The 18,336-nt window shown below is 63.8% G+C and carries 17 protein-coding genes; 6 read left to right on the top strand and 11 right to left on the bottom strand.

The window, feature by feature from the left end; translation table 11 throughout:
* Positions 1 to 70: 70 nt before the first annotated feature.
* Positions 71 to 679 (bottom strand): 2OG-Fe(II) oxygenase, encoded by a 609-nt coding sequence (locus tag B597_RS33145; RefSeq protein ID WP_003291911.1) that lies wholly within the window; start codon positions 677 to 679, stop codon positions 71 to 73.
* 149 nt (positions 680 to 828) lie between these two features.
* Between B597_RS33145 and B597_RS33140 the strand changes: the two genes are divergently transcribed.
* A complete protein-coding gene (locus tag B597_RS33140) occupies positions 829 to 1,593 on the top strand; it encodes a hypothetical protein (protein ID WP_003291910.1) in 765 nt (254 codons plus the stop codon).
* An 18-nt stretch (positions 1,594 to 1,611) separates the two neighbouring features.
* Here B597_RS33140 and B597_RS33135 read toward each other — a convergent pair whose 3' ends face one another.
* Positions 1,612 to 2,550, bottom strand: coding sequence for a phospholipase BipL (locus tag B597_RS33135; protein ID WP_003291909.1), 939 nt, complete (start codon positions 2,548 to 2,550; stop codon positions 1,612 to 1,614).
* Between the two features lie 85 nt (positions 2,551 to 2,635).
* Here B597_RS33135 and B597_RS33130 point away from each other — a divergent pair, with 85 nt between their 5' ends.
* Positions 2,636 to 3,205 carry a DUF6436 domain-containing protein gene (locus B597_RS33130; RefSeq protein ID WP_003291908.1) on the top strand — a complete coding sequence of 190 codons (570 nt, stop codon included), beginning with the start codon at positions 2,636 to 2,638 and terminating at the stop codon, positions 3,203 to 3,205.
* A 51-nt stretch (positions 3,206 to 3,256) separates the two neighbouring features.
* Here B597_RS33130 and B597_RS33125 read toward each other — a convergent pair whose 3' ends face one another.
* The 8 genes from B597_RS33125 to B597_RS33090 all read right to left on the bottom strand — a co-directional run bounded on the left by B597_RS33125 (position 3,257) and on the right by B597_RS33090 (position 12,571).
* Positions 3,257 to 4,159, bottom strand: coding sequence for an ABC transporter permease subunit (locus tag B597_RS33125; RefSeq protein WP_003291907.1), 903 nt, complete (start codon positions 4,157 to 4,159; stop codon positions 3,257 to 3,259).
* Positions 4,156 to 5,052: an ABC transporter permease subunit gene (locus B597_RS33120; protein ID WP_003291906.1), complete on the bottom strand. Its 897-nt coding sequence runs from the start codon at positions 5,050 to 5,052 to the stop codon at positions 4,156 to 4,158. Before B597_RS33120 ends, B597_RS33125 begins: the two co-directional genes overlap by 4 nt.
* Positions 5,049 to 6,200 carry a polyamine ABC transporter ATP-binding protein gene (gene potA, locus B597_RS33115; RefSeq protein ID WP_003291905.1) on the bottom strand — a complete coding sequence of 384 codons (1,152 nt, stop codon included), beginning with the start codon at positions 6,198 to 6,200 and terminating at the stop codon, positions 5,049 to 5,051. Before potA ends, B597_RS33120 begins: the two co-directional genes overlap by 4 nt.
* A 122-nt stretch (positions 6,201 to 6,322) precedes the next feature.
* Positions 6,323 to 7,408, bottom strand: coding sequence for a polyamine ABC transporter substrate-binding protein (locus B597_RS33110; RefSeq protein ID WP_003291904.1), 1,086 nt, complete (start codon positions 7,406 to 7,408; stop codon positions 6,323 to 6,325).
* A gap of 263 nt (positions 7,409 to 7,671) precedes the next feature.
* The gene (locus tag B597_RS33105; protein WP_003291903.1) at positions 7,672 to 8,769 is read right to left on the bottom strand and encodes a polyamine ABC transporter substrate-binding protein; all 1,098 of its coding nucleotides are present in this window, start codon (positions 8,767 to 8,769) and stop codon (positions 7,672 to 7,674) included.
* A 212-nt stretch (positions 8,770 to 8,981) separates the two neighbouring features.
* Entirely contained in the window at positions 8,982 to 10,340 is a 1,359-nt protein-coding gene (locus B597_RS33100) for an aspartate aminotransferase family protein (RefSeq protein ID WP_003291902.1), read from the bottom strand.
* Positions 10,341 to 10,422: 82 nt separating this feature from the next.
* Positions 10,423 to 11,781, bottom strand: coding sequence for a glutamine synthetase family protein (locus tag B597_RS33095; protein ID WP_003291901.1), 1,359 nt, complete (start codon positions 11,779 to 11,781; stop codon positions 10,423 to 10,425).
* Between the two features lie 43 nt (positions 11,782 to 11,824).
* Positions 11,825 to 12,571, bottom strand: a complete 747-nt coding sequence (locus B597_RS33090) for a gamma-glutamyl-gamma-aminobutyrate hydrolase family protein (RefSeq protein WP_003291900.1) — start codon at positions 12,569 to 12,571, stop codon at positions 11,825 to 11,827.
* A 240-nt stretch (positions 12,572 to 12,811) separates the two neighbouring features.
* Here B597_RS33090 and B597_RS33085 point away from each other — a divergent pair, with 240 nt between their 5' ends.
* The 4 genes from B597_RS33085 to aguA all read left to right on the top strand — a co-directional run bounded on the left by B597_RS33085 (position 12,812) and on the right by aguA (position 17,115).
* On the top strand, positions 12,812 to 14,185 hold the full coding sequence (locus B597_RS33085; RefSeq protein ID WP_003291899.1) for a glutamine synthetase family protein: 1,374 nt from the start codon (positions 12,812 to 12,814) through the stop codon (positions 14,183 to 14,185).
* A 64-nt stretch (positions 14,186 to 14,249) separates the two neighbouring features.
* Positions 14,250 to 14,906, top strand: coding sequence for a TetR/AcrR family transcriptional regulator (locus tag B597_RS33080; protein WP_003291898.1), 657 nt, complete (start codon positions 14,250 to 14,252; stop codon positions 14,904 to 14,906).
* 126 nt (positions 14,907 to 15,032) lie between these two features.
* A complete protein-coding gene (gene aguB / locus B597_RS33075) occupies positions 15,033 to 15,914 on the top strand; it encodes an N-carbamoylputrescine amidase (protein ID WP_003291897.1) in 882 nt (293 codons plus the stop codon).
* Between the two features lie 94 nt (positions 15,915 to 16,008).
* Entirely contained in the window at positions 16,009 to 17,115 is a 1,107-nt protein-coding gene (gene aguA, locus B597_RS33070) for an agmatine deiminase (protein ID WP_003291896.1), read from the top strand.
* Positions 17,116 to 17,254: 139 nt separating this feature from the next.
* Here the strand turns inward: aguA and B597_RS33065 are convergent, their stop codons facing one another.
* Entirely contained in the window at positions 17,255 to 18,256 is a 1,002-nt protein-coding gene (locus tag B597_RS33065; RefSeq protein ID WP_003291895.1) for a GGDEF domain-containing protein, read from the bottom strand.
* Between the last annotated feature and the right edge of the window lie 80 nt (positions 18,257 to 18,336).

Here is an 18,336-nt window from a genome sequence, read left to right as displayed (position 1 = left end):
ACTGCCTGCTTATCTTTGGCCCGGCTCATGCCGGGCTTTTTTTCGCCTGTCGAAAGCTCGGCAAGAGCAGTCAGAGCGCCAGCACATCCGCCGGCCGCCGCCGGAACCAGCCGGTCAGCGACAGGCGGTCGGCCTGGGTGACCAGCACCTCATGGGGGAAATCGCCGGAGAGAAACACCACCAGGTTGCCGGCCAGCGGCGGTACGTCCAGCTGCGAGCCGTCGGACAGGTACATGCGCAGCTCACCGGCATGGGCAGGCTGCCAGTCCGGATTCAGGTACAGCACCGCGGTGACCGAGCGGCTGTCGTCATCGCGAAAGCGATCCAGATGGGTCTGGTAGAAGGCGCCGGGCGGGTAGAAGGCGAAATGGCATTCGAACTCCTCCAGGCCCAGGAAAAGCTCGCGGTTGAGCGCCTGGCGCAGCGCATCCATCAGCTCCAGATACTGATCACAGACCGCCGACTGGCCCGGCTCCAGCCACTGGATATGGTCGCTGCGAATGCCTTCGCGCACCGCCTGCGCCTCGCCGCGGCCGACTCCGGCCGGCGCCAGCTCCCCCACGGCCTCGCGTCTGCGGCACTCGTCGGCCAGCTTGTGGGTCACATCACTGGGAAGGAAAGAACTCTGCAGCGACCAGCCGCGCTCGGCCAGGCCGTCGATGATAGAAGAGAACTGCAAGGAAGTGACTCCGATGGGATACCGAGCGAGTCTAGGGTCGCCGAGACTCCGCCACAAGCTGCCCCGCTGCGCCAAATGGCAGCAGCCCACGCCTCGACAAGCATGCGTCGGGGCACGGAAAATGAACCGCCCGCCAGACAGGAGCTTCCATGCGCGCCCTCTTGACCTGTGTACTGCTGACCTTCAGCCTCACCAGCCTCGCCGATACTTACGAAGAGCTCTACGAAACCGCCGGCTGGACCGAACAGCGGGCCAATTTCGCCGATGCGCTGACCGCCGCTCAGCAGCGTTACAAGGACACCCTGCCGCCAGCGGTGTTCCAGGCCCTGGTGACCAACAGCAACCGCCGCTTCGCCTCCGACGCCATCGATCAGCGCGCGCAGCAGGCGCTGCGCACGCACCTGCCCGAGCCGCAGCCAGCGCTGGAGTTCTTCCAGTCGACGCTGGGCCGCAAGATCGTCTCGGCCGAAGTGCTCGCCGCCCGCCGCGAACAGCTGGCACGGCATGCCAATGGCCTGCCGCAGATCGAAGCCGGCAGCAATCGGCAACTGCTGATTCGTCACCTGGCCCAGGCACTACCGGCCAGCGAAGCGGGCGCCGAAGTCAGCCTGGCGCTGGCCGGTGTCGCCGCCGACAGCCTCAGCCAGATGATCCCCGGCCTGCTCGGTGGCAGCCAGGCCCAGAGCCTGCTAGGCAGCCAGCGTCAGCGCATGATGGAGCAGATCGAGGCCAACCTCGACAACACCCTGCTCTATGTCTACCGCGAGCTGTCCGATGCCGAGCTCGAGGAATACCTGCAGTTCGCCCGCTCGCAAGCCGGCCAAGCCTACTACCAGGCGGCGCTGCAGGCCCTGCGTGCCGGCCTGGCGGTGGGCATGAGCGGCACCGATCTGGAGCCGCAGCAGGGTACCTGACCGACCGCACAGCGGATGCTACCTGAGGCGCTCGCGCAAGAAGTCGAAGTAGGCGCGGCGAACCTCTTCGCGCTCGTTCACCAGATGATGACGTGCATCGGTCAGGCGCAGGATCTCCGCCGCGGCGAACTTGCTTTCGAGAATCGGCAGGTTGTATCGCCAGTCCACGGTCATGTCCGCCTCGCCCTGGACGACCAATGGCGAATGTGCGCTGGCCGGCGCAGCCTCGATACGCGGAATCCAGCGCGACAGCGCGCCGACCCAGGCCGTGGGCAGGATGTCGGGCTGCAGCGGATCGTGGGTCCGGATGAACTCGAGAAAGGCCGGATCGCCGGAGTTGTCGCTGAAAGTCCGCGGAATCTGCTGCACGAAGCGCCGCAGCAGCTCGTAACTGATGCGCGAGCGCAGCCAGGCCCGCGGGCGTACCAGCGGCGCCAGCAGGATGGTACGCCCCAGCTCCGGGCCGTCCGCCTGATGCAGCAGGTGATCCAGCGCGATGGCGCCGCCGGTGCTCTGGCCGAGTAGATGCCAGGGGCGCGGCAGATCGAGCTGGCGCGCCTGCTCGAACAATCCGCCGAGCACCGCCTGGTATTCATCGAACTCGTTGATGCTGGCGCGCGGGCCGCTCGACAGCCCATGGCCTGGCAGATCGCAGGCGAGCACGGCGAAACCCATCTGCAGTCCCCAGTCGACCACATGCCGATACAACCCCATATGGTCGTAGTAGCCATGCAGGATCAGCAGGCTGGCACGCGGTTGCTCGGGCCACCAGGCCTGGGCGACCACGTCGTAGTCATGCACGCGAAAACGCCCCAGGCGGCGCTGGACATGCCGCCGATGGGGCAGGTCGAGGCCGTAATAGGCCTGGTAATGGAGGGCTTCGGCGTGTGCGGCGACTGCCTCGGACAGGGTCGGCAGGCTGTTGCGCAGGCGCTCTGGCTGGATACGCGAGGGCATGGAGTTTCTTCGATTGGGTTGACCCGGGATATTCAGCTCTGTGCCGCTCCATGGCAAGCTTGCGCACCGATTCGGAAGGTCCGCCATGACTAGCCGCCGCAAGTATCTGATCGCCACGCTGATCGCCCTGCTCTGGGCTGGTGCCATGCTGGCCGCGTTCTGGTGGTTCGAGGCGCGCTACCTGCGTACCTTCGAAGGCGAGCGTGCCGAGCTGTTCTCCGGCGACACGCTGCGCCTGCCCGCCGAGCTGCAGGGTCCGGGGCCGGTACGCTTCGTGCACTTCTGGGACCCGGGATGCCCCTGCAATGTCGGCAATCAGCAGCATCTGCAAGAGCTGCTGGAGCGCTTCGACGGGCAGCCCGTCGAGTTCTACGAAGTGCGCAAAGCGGGCAGCAGGGGTCGCCTGCCACAGCCGCTGGCAGCGCTGAAAACGCTGGATGCGCTCCCTGGCGCCGAACAGCTGCCAGCCAGCCCTGCCGTGGGAATCTGGGACCAGAGCGGCGAGCTGGTCTATATCGGGCCTTACAGCGAAGGCGCGGTGTGCAGCTCGGACAACAGCTTCGTCGAACCGATCCTCGATGCGCTGCTCGCCGGGCGCAAGGTGCGCGCCACCCATTCGCTGGCAGTGGCCTGCTTCTGCGACTGGCAACGCTAACGCCTTCGACCGAGGGGCGGGCTCCTGCCCGCCAGCGGACTGCCGTTACGCTCAGCCAGGTGCCGAAGACGATGCAGGTAGCTTGCGGCTGTCGATCACCTGGCGCCAGGTAGGATTGCCGCTGGTTTCATCCATCGCCTGCTGCATCGCGCGGATGCGGCGCTTCTCGGCACGGCGCGTCATGTACCATGCAAGGAAGGTCGCCAGCGACACGCTGAGCAGGATCAGGCTCGCTACCGCGTTGATCTCAGGCTTCACGCCCAGGCGCACGGCGGAGAAGATCTCCATCGGCAACGTGGTCGATCCGGGACCGGAAACGAAGCTGGCGAGCACCAGATCGTCCAGCGACAAGGCAAAGGAGAGCATCCCACCGGCCGCCAGCGAGGGGGCGATCATCGGCATGGTGATCAGGAAGAAGACCTTCCAGGGCCGCGCACCGAGGTCCATCGCGGCCTCTTCGATGGACAGGTCCAGCTCGCGCAGGCGCGCCATCACCACCACCGCGACGTAGGCCGAGCAGAAGGTGGTGTGCGCGATCCAGATGGTCATCAAGCCGCGCTGGGCCGGCCAGCCGATCAGTTGCGCCATGGCGACGAACAGCAGCAGCAGCGACAGACCGGTGATCACTTCGGGCATCACCAGCGGCGCGGTCACCAGGCCACCAAACAGCGTGCGGCCACGGAACACCGGAATGCGGGTGAGTACGAAGGCGGCCATGGTGCCCAGCGCTACCGCGGCAATCGCGGTGTAGGTCGCGACCTCCAGCGAGCGCATCACCGCGCCCATCAGCTGGGAGTTGTCCAGCAGGCCGGCATACCACTTAAGCGACCAGCCGCCCCACACCGTCACCAGCCGCGAGGCATTGAACGAGTAGATGACCAGGATCACCATCGGCAGGTAGATGAACAGCAGCCCGAGCACCAGGATCAGGTTGGAAAAGCTCCAGCGCTTCATAGCTTGCCCTCCAGCTCTTTCGCCTGATTCCTGTTGAACAGGATGATCGGCACCAGCAGGATCGCCAGCATCACCACCGCCAGCGCCGAGGCCACCGGCCAGTCACGGTTGTTGAAGAACTCTTGCCACAGCACCTTGCCGATCATCAGTGTCTCCGGGCCGCCGAGCAGTTCGGGGATGACGAACTCGCCCACCACCGGAATGAACACCAGCATGCAGCCGGCGATGATGCCGTTCTTCGACAGCGGCACGGTGATCTTCCAGAAGCTGGTGAGGTTGCGCGCACCGAGGTCGGAGGCGGCCTCCAGCAGACTCGGGTCGTGCTTCACCAGGTTGGCGTAGAGTGGCAGGATCATGAACGGCAGGTAGGAATAGACCACGCCGATGTACACCGCCGTATCGGTATTGAGGATCTGCAACGGCGCGTCGATAAGACCGAGGCCCTGCAACAGTCCGTTGAGGATGCCGTTGCTGCTGAGGATGCCCATCCAGGCGTAGACGCGAATCAGGATGGCGGTCCAGGTCGGCATCATGATCAGCAGCAGCAGCACCGTTTGCAGGTCCTTGCGCGCCCGAGCGATGGCATAGGCCATCGGATAGCCGATAACGAGGCACAACAGCGTGCTGAAGAAGGCGATCTTCAGCGAGCCCAGGTAAGCGGCCAGATACAGCTCGTCTTCGCTGAGGAAGATGTAGTTGCCGAGATTGACCAGCACCTGCAACTGCTGGTCGGCGTAGGCGAAGATGTCGGTATACGGCGGAATCGCCACGTCCGCCTCGGCAAAGCTGATCTTCAGCACGATGGCGAACGGCAGCAGGAAGAACAGCATCAGCCACACGAAGGGCACGCCAATGACCAGTCGGCGCCCGGTATTCAGCGGTGAGCGCTTCATGCCTGCAACACCACGCCGCTGTCATCCCACCAGTAGACGTACACCTCTTCCTCCCAGGTCGGCAGCTTCACGTGACGTTCGGCGTTGGCCATGAACGCCTGCAGCACGCCGCCGGACGGCAGCTTGATGTAGTACACCGAGTGCCCGCCGAGGTAGGCGATATCGTGCACGACGCCCTTGGCCCAGTTGTAGCCAGGCCGCTCCAGTTCGGGCAGTTCGGTTCCGATCAGCAGCTTTTCCGGACGCAGAGCGTAGGTGATGTGCTTGTCCTGGGCCCGGGTACTGATGCCGTGACCGACGTAGATCGGATTCTCCAGGCCGGGCGAAGCGATCACCGCGTGGTCTTCTACGTCCTCGATCAACTCGCCGTCGAACAGGTTGACGTTACCGATGAACTCGCAGACCAGGCGGCTCGCCGGCGTCTCGTAGATATCCATCGGGCTGCCGACCTGAGCGATCCAGCCCAGGTGCATGATGGCGATGCGTTCAGCCATGGTCATGGCCTCTTCCTGGTCGTGGGTGACCATCACGCAGGTCACGCCGACGCGCTCGATGATCTGCACCAGCTCCAGCTGCATCTGCGAACGCAGCTTCTTGTCCAGCGCGCCCATGGGTTCGTCGAGCAGCAGCAGCTTGGGCCTTTTCGCCAGCGAGCGCGCCAGGGCGACTCGCTGGCGCTGGCCACCGGACAGTTGATGCGGCTTGCGCTTGGCGTACTGGGTCATCTGTACCAGGCCCAGCATTTCGTCCACACGCGCCTGGACTTCCTCCTTCGGCAGGCCGTCCTGCTTGAGGCCGAAGGCGATGTTCTGCTCCACGGTCATGTGCGGGAACAGCGCGTAGGACTGGAACATCATGTTGATCGGCCGCTCGTAAGGCGGCATGTCGGTGATGTCCTGGCCATCGAGGAAGATGCGGCCCTCGGTAGGCCGCTCGAAGCCGGCCAGCATACGCAGCAGGGTCGACTTGCCCGAACCCGAGCCGCCGAGCAGAGCGAAGATCTCGCCCTGGTGAATGCTCAGCGAGACATCATCGACCGCCACCGTTTCGTCGAACTTCTTGGTGACGCGATCGATCTTCAGCAGCACCTGCTTGTGCTGGCTTTCGCCACTGAGGGCCTTCTTGTAGGCGCTGGATGCAACGGCCATGCGCGAACTCCCGAAATGAAAAAGGTTGGCCCGGCCTGGGCCGGAAATCTAATGGTCGCTGCAGCGGGCGCGTCTCCTGACGCCCCCTTCGTCCCAGGCAGAGCCGCAGACGGCTCCGCGGTTTACATGCCGGACTTCACCTTGGTCCAGGTGCGGGTCATCAGCCGCTGAATCTTGGGCGGCAGCTCGGCCGAGACGTAAAGCCGATCGAGTACCTCCTGTGGCGGATACACCGATGCGTCCTGCCGCACCTCCTGGTCCATCAGCTCGCTCGCCTTCAGATTGGGGTTGGCATAGCCGACATAGTCACTCACCGCGGCAATCACCTCGGGACGCAGCAGGTAGTTGATGAACGCGTGGGCTTCGTCGACGTTGCTGGCATCGGCAGGGATGGCGAGCATGTCGAACCAGAGGTTGCCACCCTCCTTGGGAATGGCGTAGGCGATCTCGACGCCCTTGCCGGCTTCCTCGGCGCGGGCAGCGGCCTGGAACACATCGCCGGAGAATCCGGCGGCGACGCAGATATTGCCATTGGCGAGATCGGAAATGTACTTGGACGAGTGGAAATAACGCACATGAGGGCGCACGGCCAGGAGCTTTTCCTCGGCCTTGCGATAGTCGGCGGCGTTCTCGCTGTTGGGATCCAGTCCCAGGTAGTTGAGCATGGCCGGGATCATCTCGTCGGCCGAATCGAGGAAGGCGATACCGCAGCTGGCCAGCTTCGCGGCGTTTTCCGGCTCGAAGATCACCGCCCAGGAATCGATCTTGTCGACGCCAAGCGCCGCCTTGACCTTCTCGACGTTGTAGCCGATGCCGTTGGTGCCCCACAGATAGGGTGCCGCATGGGCATTGCCTGGATCGTTCTTCTGCAGTTGCCTGAGCAGGGCAGGATCGAGATTTTCCCAGTTCGGTAGCTTGCCCTTGTCCAGCGCCTGGAACGCGCCGGCACGGATCTGCTTACCAAGAAAATGGTTGGAAGGCACCACCACGTCGTAGCCACTGCGACCGGCGAGCAGCTTGCCTTCCAGGGTTTCGTTGGAGTCGAAGACATCGTAGACAGGCTTGATACCGGTCTCTCTCTCGAACTCTTCCAGCGTCGTTTCGCCGATGTAATCCGACCAGTTGTAGATGTGCACGGAGGCGGCCTGGGCAGTGCTCGCACCGGCAACGGCGGCGGCGACGATCAGCGACTTGAGGGTCGAGCGCATGGGATGAGTCCTCTTGTTACAGGCCGCGCGGAATCCCGGAGGGAAAGGCCGGCTGTTTATTGGAAAAACCTCTGGAAATCAATAGTTTCGGTGCAACTGTCGGTGCAATGCGAGGTAATGGATGAGTGGGCGAGGGCGCTGCCGCGGGGTGATGTGTTCGCATCGTTGTTCCTCGCAAGCCGCCTCCCCGGACAGCATTCGCCTGACCGGCCGCCATGGCCGGGCACGCACGCTTGATGCGGCCCGGCACCGGAGCGGTTATATCAACGCCCGGACTTGATCTTGGTCCAGCTGCGGGTCATCGCACGCTGGGTCTTCGGATCCAGATCGGGGAAGGTGTAGAGCTTCTGCAGCACCGCCTGGCTCGGATAGATACCCTCGTCGGTACGGATCGCCTCGTCCACCAGCGGGGTGGCGGCAGCATTACCGTTGGGGAACTGCACGTAGTCGGTGATCGACGCCATGACTTCCGGCTTCATCAGGTAGTTGATGAAGGCATGGGCGCTGTCAACGTTCTTGGCATCCGCCGGGACGGCCAGCATGTCGAAGAAGCTGCCGGCACCTTCCTTGGGAATCTTGTAGCCGACGTTGACACCGTTGGCCGCTTCCTCGGCACGCGCCTTGGCCTGATAGATATCGCCGGAGTAACCGATGGCGACGCAGATGTTGCCGTTGGCCAGGTCGGAGATGTACTTGGACGAATGGAAGTAGGCCACGTGCGGACGGATCTGCATGAACAGCTCTTCGGCCTTCTTCAGCTCGCCGCTCTTGCCGCTGTCAGGCGCATAGCCCAGGTAATGCAGGGCCGCAGGCAGGATCTCGGTCGGCGAGTCGAGGAAGGACACGCCGCAGGACTTCAGCTTCTCGATGTTCTCCGGCTTGAACACCAGGTCCCAGGAACTCACCGGTGCATTGTCGCCGAGCACCGCCTTGACCTTTTCGACGTTGTAGCCGATGCCGATGGTGCCCCACATGTAGGGGATCGAGTACTGGTTGCCCGGATCGCTCGGCTCCAGCGCCTTGAGCAGGTCCTTGTCGAGGTTTTCCCAGTTCGGCAGCTTGGACTTGTCCAGCTTCTGGAACACGCCGGCCTTGATCTGCTTGGCCAGGAACGGGTTGGACGGCACCACCACGTCATAACCGGAGCTACCGGCCAGCAGCTTGGCTTCCAGCACCTCGTTGCTGTCGAAGACGTCGTAGACCACCTTGATGCCGGTTTCCTTGGTGAAATTCTCCAGGGTGTCCTCGGCGATGTAGTCGGACCAGTTGTAGACGTGCAGTACCTTTTCCTGGGCCTGCGCAGCCCCGGCAACGGTGCCGGCCAGCGTCATGGCAAGTAGGGTCTTGGCGAAAGAATTCATCCGTGCAGCTCCTGTTGTCATCATTAAAGTCGGGGCAGTGGAACAGGCCATGAACAGCGTGGCGACCTGGAGGTGTGCCGGAACCGACACTCGCCCCCTCGGCAGATCTGGTCTCCAGCACGCGCGCAGTCTGGCAAGGTCAGGACCTTTTTTTCAACAAGCCGAACGCAAACGGCCGTGCAAATGGCCGTCCGAGCTCAGCGGCCGCAGGCTCAAGTCAGCACATCCCTGGCCGTCGCATCCAGGCACAGCCGCACCTTGCCGATCAGCTCGTCGATCTGCTCTTCGCTGATCACCAGCGGTGGCGAAATGATCATGGTGTCGCCAACCGCACGCATCACCAGGCCGTTACGGAAGCAATGCTCACGACAGAGCATGCCTACGCCCGTCCCGGCGAAGCGCTCGCGGGTCTTCTTGTTCCTGACCAGCTCGAGCGCGCCGAGCAGGCCGACGCCACGCGCCTCGCCCACCAGCGGGTGCTCGATCAGCTCCTGCCAGCGGGACTGCAAATAGGGTGCCGTCTTGTTCTTGACCCGCTCGACAATGCCTTCCTCGCGCAGGATTCGGATGTTCTCCAGCGCCACTGCAGCGGCCACCGGGTGCCCCGAATACGTGAAGCCGTGATAGAACTCGCCGCCCTCGTTGAGCGTCTGCACCACTTCGTCGCGTACTACCACGCCACCCATGGGGATGTAGCCGGACGTCAGGCCCTTGGCAATCGGCATCAGGTCCGGTTCGAGGCCGTAATGGTCACTGCCGAACCATTCGCCGGTGCGACCAAAGCCGCAGATCACTTCGTCGGCGATGAAGAGGATGTCGTAGCGCGCGAGGATTTCCTTGACCCGCGGCCAGTAGCTGTCTGGCGGGATGATCACACCGCCGGCGCCCTGGATCGGCTCGGCGATGAAGGCCGCGACCCTGTCCTCGCCGACCTCGAGGATCTTCTGTTCCAGCTGGTCGGCGATGCGTACGCCGAACTCCTCCGGGTCCATGTCGCCACCTTCGCCGTACCAGTAGGGCTGGTCGATGTGCTCGATGCCGGGGATCGGACCGTCACCCTGCTCGTGCATGGCCTTCATGCCGCCCAGGCTGGCACCGGCGACGGTGGAACCGTGATAGCCGTTCCAGCGCCCGATGACCACCTTCTTCGCAGGCTTGCCCTTGGTTGCCCAATAATGGCGCACCATGCGCAGCACGGTGTCGTTGGCTTCGGAACCGGAGCCGGTGAAGAACACATGGCTCATGCCGGCCGGCGCGATGTCGGCGATGGCCTTGGCCAGGGCCACGGCCGGTGGATGCGCGGTCTGGAAGAACAGGTTGTAGTACGGCAGTTCGCGCATCTGCCTGGCCGCCGCCTCGACCAGCTCTTCCCGGCCATAGCCGATGTTGACGCACCATAGCCCGGCCATGGCGTCGAGGATCTTGTGCCCCTCGCTGTCCCAGAGATAGACGCCCGAAGCCCTGGTGATGATGCGCGTACCCTTGGCGTTCAGCGCCTTGTAGTCGGTGAACGGCGGCAGATGATGGTCGCGGCTCAGGGCTTGCCAATGCAGGGTTTGCGAATCGCTCATCAGTCACCTCTCGATAAAAGTTCGTGCATGTTCGGTGAATGAGAAAAGCGCCATCCACCTTACGACCGGCTGCGGCGTAGCCCTACACCGACAGCATCAGGAATTCCCGCTCCCAGGAGCTGATCACGCGGTGGTAGTTCTCCTGCTCGGCGCGCTTGACCGCGACATAGCCGGTAATGAACTTGGGGCTCAGGTACTTCGCCAGCTCGCGGCAGGTTTCCATCCGCTCCAGCGCCGCTTCCAGGGTCAGCGGCAGGCGCAGGTTGCGCCGCTCGTAGCCGCGGCCCTTGACCGGCTGACTCGGCGGCAGCTGCTCGACCATGCCGATGTAGCCGCACAGCAGGCTGGCGGCGATGGCCAGATACGGGTTGGCGTCGGCGCCTGCCAGGCGGTTCTCGACGCGGCGGTTCTGCGGATCGGAGTCCGGCACGCGCAACCCCACGGTGCGGTTTTCCTCGCCCCACTCGACGTTCACCGGTGCCGAGGTGTCCGGCAGGAAGCGACGGAACGAATTGACGTTGGGGGCGAACATCGGCAGCAGCTCGGGAATGTATTTCTGCAGGCCGCCGACGTGATGCAGGAACAGCTGGCTCATGGAGCCGTCTTCGTTGGAGAAGATGTTGCGCCCGGTCTGCAGGTCGACGACGCTCTGGTGCAGATGCATCGCACTGCCGGGCTCGCCGGTCATCGGCTTGGCCATGAAGGTGGCGGCGACGTTGTGCTTGAGCGCCGCCTCGCGCATGGTGCGCTTGAACACCAGGATCTGGTCGGCCAGGTGCAGCGCCTCGCCGTGACGGAAGTTGATTTCCATCTGCGCGGTGCCTTCTTCGTGGATCAGGGTGTCCAGATCCAGGCCCTGGGCCTCGCACCAGTCGTACATGTCCTCGAACAGCGGGTCGAATTCGTTGGCCGCATCGATGGAGAACGACTGGCGACCGGTCTCCTGGCGACCGGAGCGGCCGACCGGAGGCTGGAACGGCAGATCCGGGTCCTCGCAGCGCTTGGTCAGGTAGAACTCCATCTCCGGCGCGACGATGGGTTGCCAGCCGCGGTCGGCGTACATTTTCAGCACGCGCTTGAGGATATTGCGCGGCGACAGTTCGATGGGGTTGCCCATCTTGTCGTAGGTGTCGTGGATCACCTGGGCCGTGGGCTCGATGGCCCAGGGAACGAGGAACACGGCATTGGGGTCGGGCCGGCAGAACATGTCGATGTCGGCCGGATCGAGCAGCTCGTAGTAGATATCGTCCTCGACGTAATCACCGGTCACGGTCTGCAGCAGCACGCTTTCCGGCAGCCGCATGCCCTTCTCGCCGAGGAATTTGTTGGTCGGTGAAATCTTGCCGCGGGCGATCCCGGTCAGGTCGCTGATCAGGCATTCCACTTCGGTGATCTTGCGTTCTTTGAGCCAGCCGGTGAGCTGGTCGAGCTGAGTACTCATGTTGACCTCGGGGGTTGCTGGGGAGGGCCGCCTGGGTCGGCCGTCAGCGTTGTCGGGCGCGCGCCTGGCAGGCTTCGGCGAAGCCGCGGAACAGCGCCAGATAATACGGATGTTCGTGAACCTGCCATTCCGGATGCCATTGCACGCCCAAGGCGAAGCTGCGCGCGTGCTCGACGGAAAACGCCTCGATCAGCCCGTCGGGCGCCAGCGCCTCTATGCGCAGGCCGTCGCCGAGACGCTCGACACCCTGGCCATGCACCGAATTGACCTCGATCCGCGCCGGCAGGCCAAGCCGCTCCAGCAGACCACCCGGCTGTACATGTAGCGCATGGCTGAGGCCGTACTGCACCTCCAGCGGATCATCGGGACGCTCGCGGTGGTCCTGATAGGGACCGGCCTCATGCACCTTCTGATGCAGGCTGCCGCCAAAAGCCACGTTCATTTCCTGGAAACCCCGGCAAATGCCGAACACCGGAATGCCGGCTTCGACCGCCGCGCGGATGAGCGGCAGGGTCAGGCGGTCGCGCGACGGGTCGTGATGGGTGCCCGCCTCGCTTGCCGGACCACCATAATGCAGTGGCTCGACGTTGGAGGGCGAGCCGGTGAACAGCAACCCGTCAAAGGTTTCCAGAAGCGTCGCCGGATCGATCAGCTCATCCAGCGCCGGCATCACCAGCGGCACCCCGGCAATCGCCGCGGCACGCAGGTATTTGTCACCGGCGATGTGGAAACTGTGGTGTCCGATCTGCTTGGTACAGGCAGAAACGCCGATCAGGGGCTTGCGCGACATGGGATACTCGTCGTTCGAAAGAGGCATACCGGAGAGTAGTCTTGTTCATTTTTATAGACAATAGCTCGAACCCTAGCCCAATGCGCGATTGCGTCAACGCCGCCGAGATGCCCCAAAAAGGGCCCGTGGTGGGCGCTGATGGGGCGCTTGCAGGCTACTATTGACAGTGAACAGGCTTTTCGATTGACTCCCCGACAAGCATCTGATGATTGAAATTTTTAACAATTAAGGTAATTCATCATGGCCCCGCCGCGTGCCGTTCAGCTCAACGAAGCTAACGCATTTCTCAAGGAACACCCGGAGGTGCAGTACGTCGACCTGCTGATCACCGACATGAATGGAGTCGTGCGCGGCAAGCGGATCGAGCGCGCCAGCCTGCACAAGGTCTACGAGAAGGGCATCAACCTTCCCGCCTCGCTGTTTGCCCTGGACATCAATGGCATCACCGTGGAAAGCACCGGGCTGGGTATGGATATCGGCGATTCCGACCGTACCTGCTTCCCGATTCCCAATACCCTGTGCAAGGAGCCTTGGCAGAAGCGCCCCACCGCGCAGCTGCTGATGACCATGCACGAGCGTGATGGCGACCCCTTCTTCGCCGACCCGCGCGAGGTGCTGCGCCAGGTGGTGAGCAAGTTCGACGAACTGGGCCTGACCATCTGCGCCGCTTTCGAACTCGAGTTCTATCTGATCGACCAGGAGAACATCAACGGCCGGCCGCAGCCACCGCGCTCGCCAATCTCCGGCAAGCGCCCGCATTCGACCCAGGTGTATCTGATCGACGATCTCGACGAATACGTCGACTGCCTGCAGGACATCCTCGAAGGCGCCAAGGAGCAGGGCATCCCCGCCGACGCGATCGTCAAGGAAAGCGCCCCGGCACAGTTCGAGGTCAACCTGCATCACGTCGCCGACCCGATCAAGGCATGCGACTACGCCGTGCTGCTCAAGCGCTTGATCAAGAACATCGCCTACGACCACGAAATGGACACTACCTTCATGGCCAAGCCCTACCCGGGCCAGGCCGGGAACGGGCTGCACGTGCACATCTCGCTGCTCGACAAGAATGGCAACAACATATTCGCCACCGAAACTCCGCTGGAAAGCGAGCCGCTGCGCCACGCCATCGGTGGCCTGCAGCAGACCATGCCAGCCTCGATGGCCTTCCTCTGCCCCAACGTCAACTCCTACCGCCGCTTCGGCGCCCAGTTCTATGTGCCGAATGCGCCCTGCTGGGGCATGGACAACCGCACCGTGGCGCTGCGCGTGCCGACCGACAGCCCCGATGCCGTGCGCATCGAGCACCGGGTCGCCGGTGCCGACGCCAACCCCTACCTGCTGCTCGCCGGCATCCTCGCCGGGGTGCATCACGGCCTGACCAACAAGATCGAGCCGGACGAGCCGATCGAAGGCAACTCCTACGAGCAGGTCGAGCAGAGCCTGCCGACCAACCTGCGTGATGCCCTGCGCGAGCTGGACGACAGCGAGATCATGGCACGCTACATCAGCCCCGATTACATCGACATCTTCGTCGCCTGCAAGGAGAGCGAGCTGGCCGAGTTCGAGCATTCCATCTCGGACCTGGAATACAACTGGTATCTGCATACCGTCTAGCCCGGCACAAGAGCGCAACGCACGGCGGTTTGCATCCGCCGCCGTGCTGGCTTCAAATAGGCCGATGACCAAGCCCAGCCCAGCGACGCCCAGCCGCCGCCCACGCGCCAGCAGCCAGACGCGCATCCGCCAGATTCTCGCCAGCGCCCGCGAACTGCTCGCCGAGCAGGGCGCCGCGACGCTGTCGGTGTATGCCGTGGCAGAACGCGCCGGCATTCCGCCCTCGTCGGTCTATCATTTCTTCTCCGGCGTCCCGGCATTGCTGGCCGCGCTGACGGCGGATGTGCACGCCGCATTCAGAGCCAGCCTCGAGCAGCCCGTCGACCACCAGAGCCTGGCCTCGTGGCGCGACCTGTCGCGGTTGATCGAACAGCGCATGCTGGCGATCTACCAGCAGGACAGCGCCGCCCGCCAGCTGATCCTCGTGCAACACGGCCTCGGCGAGGTCACCCAGACCGACCAGCAACTCGATCTGGAGCTCGGCCAGGCGATGCAGGCGGTATTCGAACGCCACTTCACCCTGCCACCCCTTCCGCAGGACATCGATGTGTTCGCACTGGCCCTCGAACTGGGCGACCGCGTCTATGCTCGTTCCATACAGCTGTTCGGCAGCCTTACGCCTCGCATGGCCGAAGAAGGCATGCGGGTCTTCGATGCCTACCTCGGCCTGTACCTGCCGCCCTGCCTGCCAAAGCGGGAGCTCGCCGGGATTGATCGATAGTTATCGATTAAAGATATTTACTTCGGCGAAGTGATGCGACATATGCGCTATCAATCCGGATAAATATCGAATAGATTTGCAACCTTCGAAAGCCGTCGCCCATCCAACCGCCGCTGCGAGGTTTCCATGTCCCGAGTCGTTACCGTTGCCGCCACCCAGATGGCCTGTTCCTGGGATCGCCAGGCCAATATCGCCAATGCCGACAAGCTGGTGCGTGAGGCCGCCGCCAAGGGCGCGCAGATCATCCTCATCCAGGAGCTGTTCGAGACGCCCTACTTCTGCCAGAAGCCCAACGCCGAATACCTGCAGCTGGCCACGCCGATCGAGGATAATCCGGCCATCCAGCACTTCCAGAAGGTTGCCGCCGAGCTGCAGGTCGTGCTGCCGATCAGCTTTTTCGAACTGGCCGGGCGCGCACGCTTCAATTCCATCGCCATCATCGATGCCGACGGCAAGCTGCTCGGCATCTACCGCAAGAGCCACATTCCGGACGGCCCCGGCTATCACGAGAAGTACTACTTCAACCCGGGCGACACCGGCTTCAAGGTGTGGAACACCCGCTACGCGAAGATCGGCGTAGCCATCTGCTGGGACCAGTGGTTCCCCGAGACCGCGCGCAGCATGGCGCTGATGGGCGCCGAGCTGCTGTTCTACCCGACTGCCATCGGCAGCGAGCCGCACGATCCGAACATCACCTCGCGCGACCACTGGCAGCGCGTGCAGCAGGGCCATGCGGGCGCCAACCTGATGCCGCTGATCGCCAGCAACCGCATCGGCCGAGAGGAACAGGACGGCTACGACATCACCTTCTACGGCTCGTCGTTCATCGCCGACCAGTTCGGTGCAAAGGTCGAGGAAATGGACGAAACCAGCGAGGGCGTGCTGGTACACAGCTTCGATCTGGATCAGCTCGAACACGTCCGCAGCGCCTGGGGCGTATTCCGTGATCGCCGACCGAACCTGTACGGCCCGATCAGGACCCTGGACGGTGAGCTGCCGTCGGAATGAACGTAGGGTGGAAAACCGCGCAGCGTTTTCCACCAGGGACACCACGTGGTGGAAAAGGTCTGCGGCCGTTTTCCACCCTACCAGGACCTCAGCCATGACCACCCTCAGCTCCACGCCCCGCCAAGATGGTTACTACATGCCCGCCGAATGGGCGCCGCACAGCCAGACCTGGATGGTCTGGCCGCAACGGCCTGACAACTGGCGGGACAACGCGACACCGGCGCAGGCAGCCTTCACCGCCGTCGCCAAGGCGATCGCCCGTTTCGAGCCGGTTACCGTCTGCGCCAGCGCCGAGCAATACCTGGCCGCCCGCGCGGCACTCGATGATCCGCGCATCCGCGTGGTCGAGATGAGCACCGACGATGCCTGGGTGCGCGATACCGGGCCGACCTTCGTCATCGACGACCACGGCGGCCTGCGCGGCGTGGACTGGACCTTCAACGCCTGGGGCGGCGATGACGGCGGGCTCTACAGCGACTGGCAGCGCGACGATGAAGTGGCACGCAAGATCCTCGAGGTCGAACACTGCGACCGCTACCGCACCGAAGGTTTCGTGCTCGAAGGCGGTTCGATCCACGTCGACGGTGAAGGCACCCTGATCACCACCGAGGAATGCCTGCTCAACCGCAACCGCAACCCGCACCTGTCCCGCGAAGAGATCGAAACGGTACTGCGCGACCATCTGGCGGTCGATACTATCATCTGGCTACCCCATGGTTTGTTCAACGACGAGACCGACGGTCACGTCGACAACTTCTGCTGCTTCGTGCGCCCGGGCGAAGTCCTGCTGGCCTGGACCGACGATGCGAACGATCCCAACTTCGAGCGCTGCCAGGCGGCCATGGCCGTGCTGCAGACGGCTCGCGATGCCCGGGGTCGCGCATTGACCGTACACAGGATGCCGATTCCCGGCCCACTGCATGCCACCGAACAGGAATGCGCTGGGGTGCTGCCGCTGGACGGCAGCCAACCGCGCGACCCGTCGATCCGCCTGGCCGGCAGCTACGTGAACTTCCTGATCGTCAACGGCGGCATCATCGCACCGGCCTTCGGCGACCCGCTGGACGCCGAGGCCGAGCGCATCCTCGTTCAGCTGTTCCCCGAGCATGAAGTGGTCATGGTAGCGGGTCGCGAGATTCTGCTTGGCGGCGGCAACATCCACTGCATCACGCAGCAGCAGCCAGCGCCGCGGCCACGTTGAGCGCGCGGCCACGACGAGTCCGGTGCCTGCTGCGTCAGGCAGCGGAAGGCTGACAAACCTGAAGCTCGACGCTGCGGGTCAGACGACGGCCGCCACGCGAAGATGGCGCCGGCCAGGCCCGACCGGACGGAGGCCTGTTTCAGCCGACGATCACCTGATTCTTGCCCAGCCGTTTGGCGGTATACATGGCCGTATCCGCCCGGGCGAACACCGTACTCAGGTCTGAGTCACTGGCCTTGAGATAGGTCAGGCCCAGGCTGGCGGTGACGCGGAAGCGCTCAGCGTTGTCCGCTGTGAACACCACCCGCTCGATCTCGCGTTGCAAGCGCTCGGCGATCTGCTCGGCAAGGTCTGGCTGGCAGCCCGGCAGCACGGCAGCGAACTCCTCGCCGCCGATACGCCCGAAGAGGTCGCTCTGGCGCAGGACCGAGGCGCCGCAACGGGCCACCCGCTGCAATACCTGATCGCCCATCTGGTGGCCGTGGGTGTCGTTGATACGCTTGAAATCGTCGATATCCAGCAACAGGAACGCCAGCGGCGAGGCGAACTGCCTGGCCCGCTCGAATTCGGCGCGAGCGCATTCGAAGAAATGCCGGCGGTTGCTGCTCTGGGTCAACACGTCGGTGGTGGCCAGACGTTGCAGTTCACCTTCGAGCTGCTTCTTCTCGGTGATGTCCTCGGCAATGCCAACGATGATCGGCCCGTGGCCATGCTCGGCCCGACGCCCGAGGAAGCATTTGTCGCTTAGCCAGCGCAGCTGCCCATCGCCACGAATGATGCGGTACTCACGGGTTTCCACGGCGCCCTCGTCGAGCACCGCGAGCATGCTCTTCTGTGCGTATTCCAGGTCGTCCGGATAGATCGCGTTGCGCCACTCGCCGTAGTCGGCCAGCAGCAGCGCGGGCGAGCGGCCGAAGATGCGCTCGTAGGCCGGGCTGACATAAATCATCCGCTGAGCCTGCCAGTCGAAAGCCCAGAGCACCGCATTGACGCCGCCCAGCAAGGTGCTGAAAAGCTGCTCGCGTTCGCCCAGGCGGGCCACCTCCGCCCGCGCGTGCATCAGCGCCAGCACGGTCTGGGGATCACCGCCCGGCAACATGCCCGTTCCCCCCGCATCACCCTGGTTGCTCGCCAGCTGCATGGCCTCGTTCCCGAAACGACCGCCAACCGCGGCGGTGCATGGATTAAGAATGCAGTTCAGAGAGATGGCCGCCAGCAAAG

The sequence above is a fragment of the Stutzerimonas stutzeri KOS6 genome, assembly GCF_000307775.2.
Classification (GTDB): Bacteria; Pseudomonadota; Gammaproteobacteria; order Pseudomonadales; family Pseudomonadaceae; genus Stutzerimonas; species Stutzerimonas stutzeri_B.
Note: the sequence above shows the minus strand (reverse complement) of the source record. Positions and strands in the feature narration are given on the sequence as shown.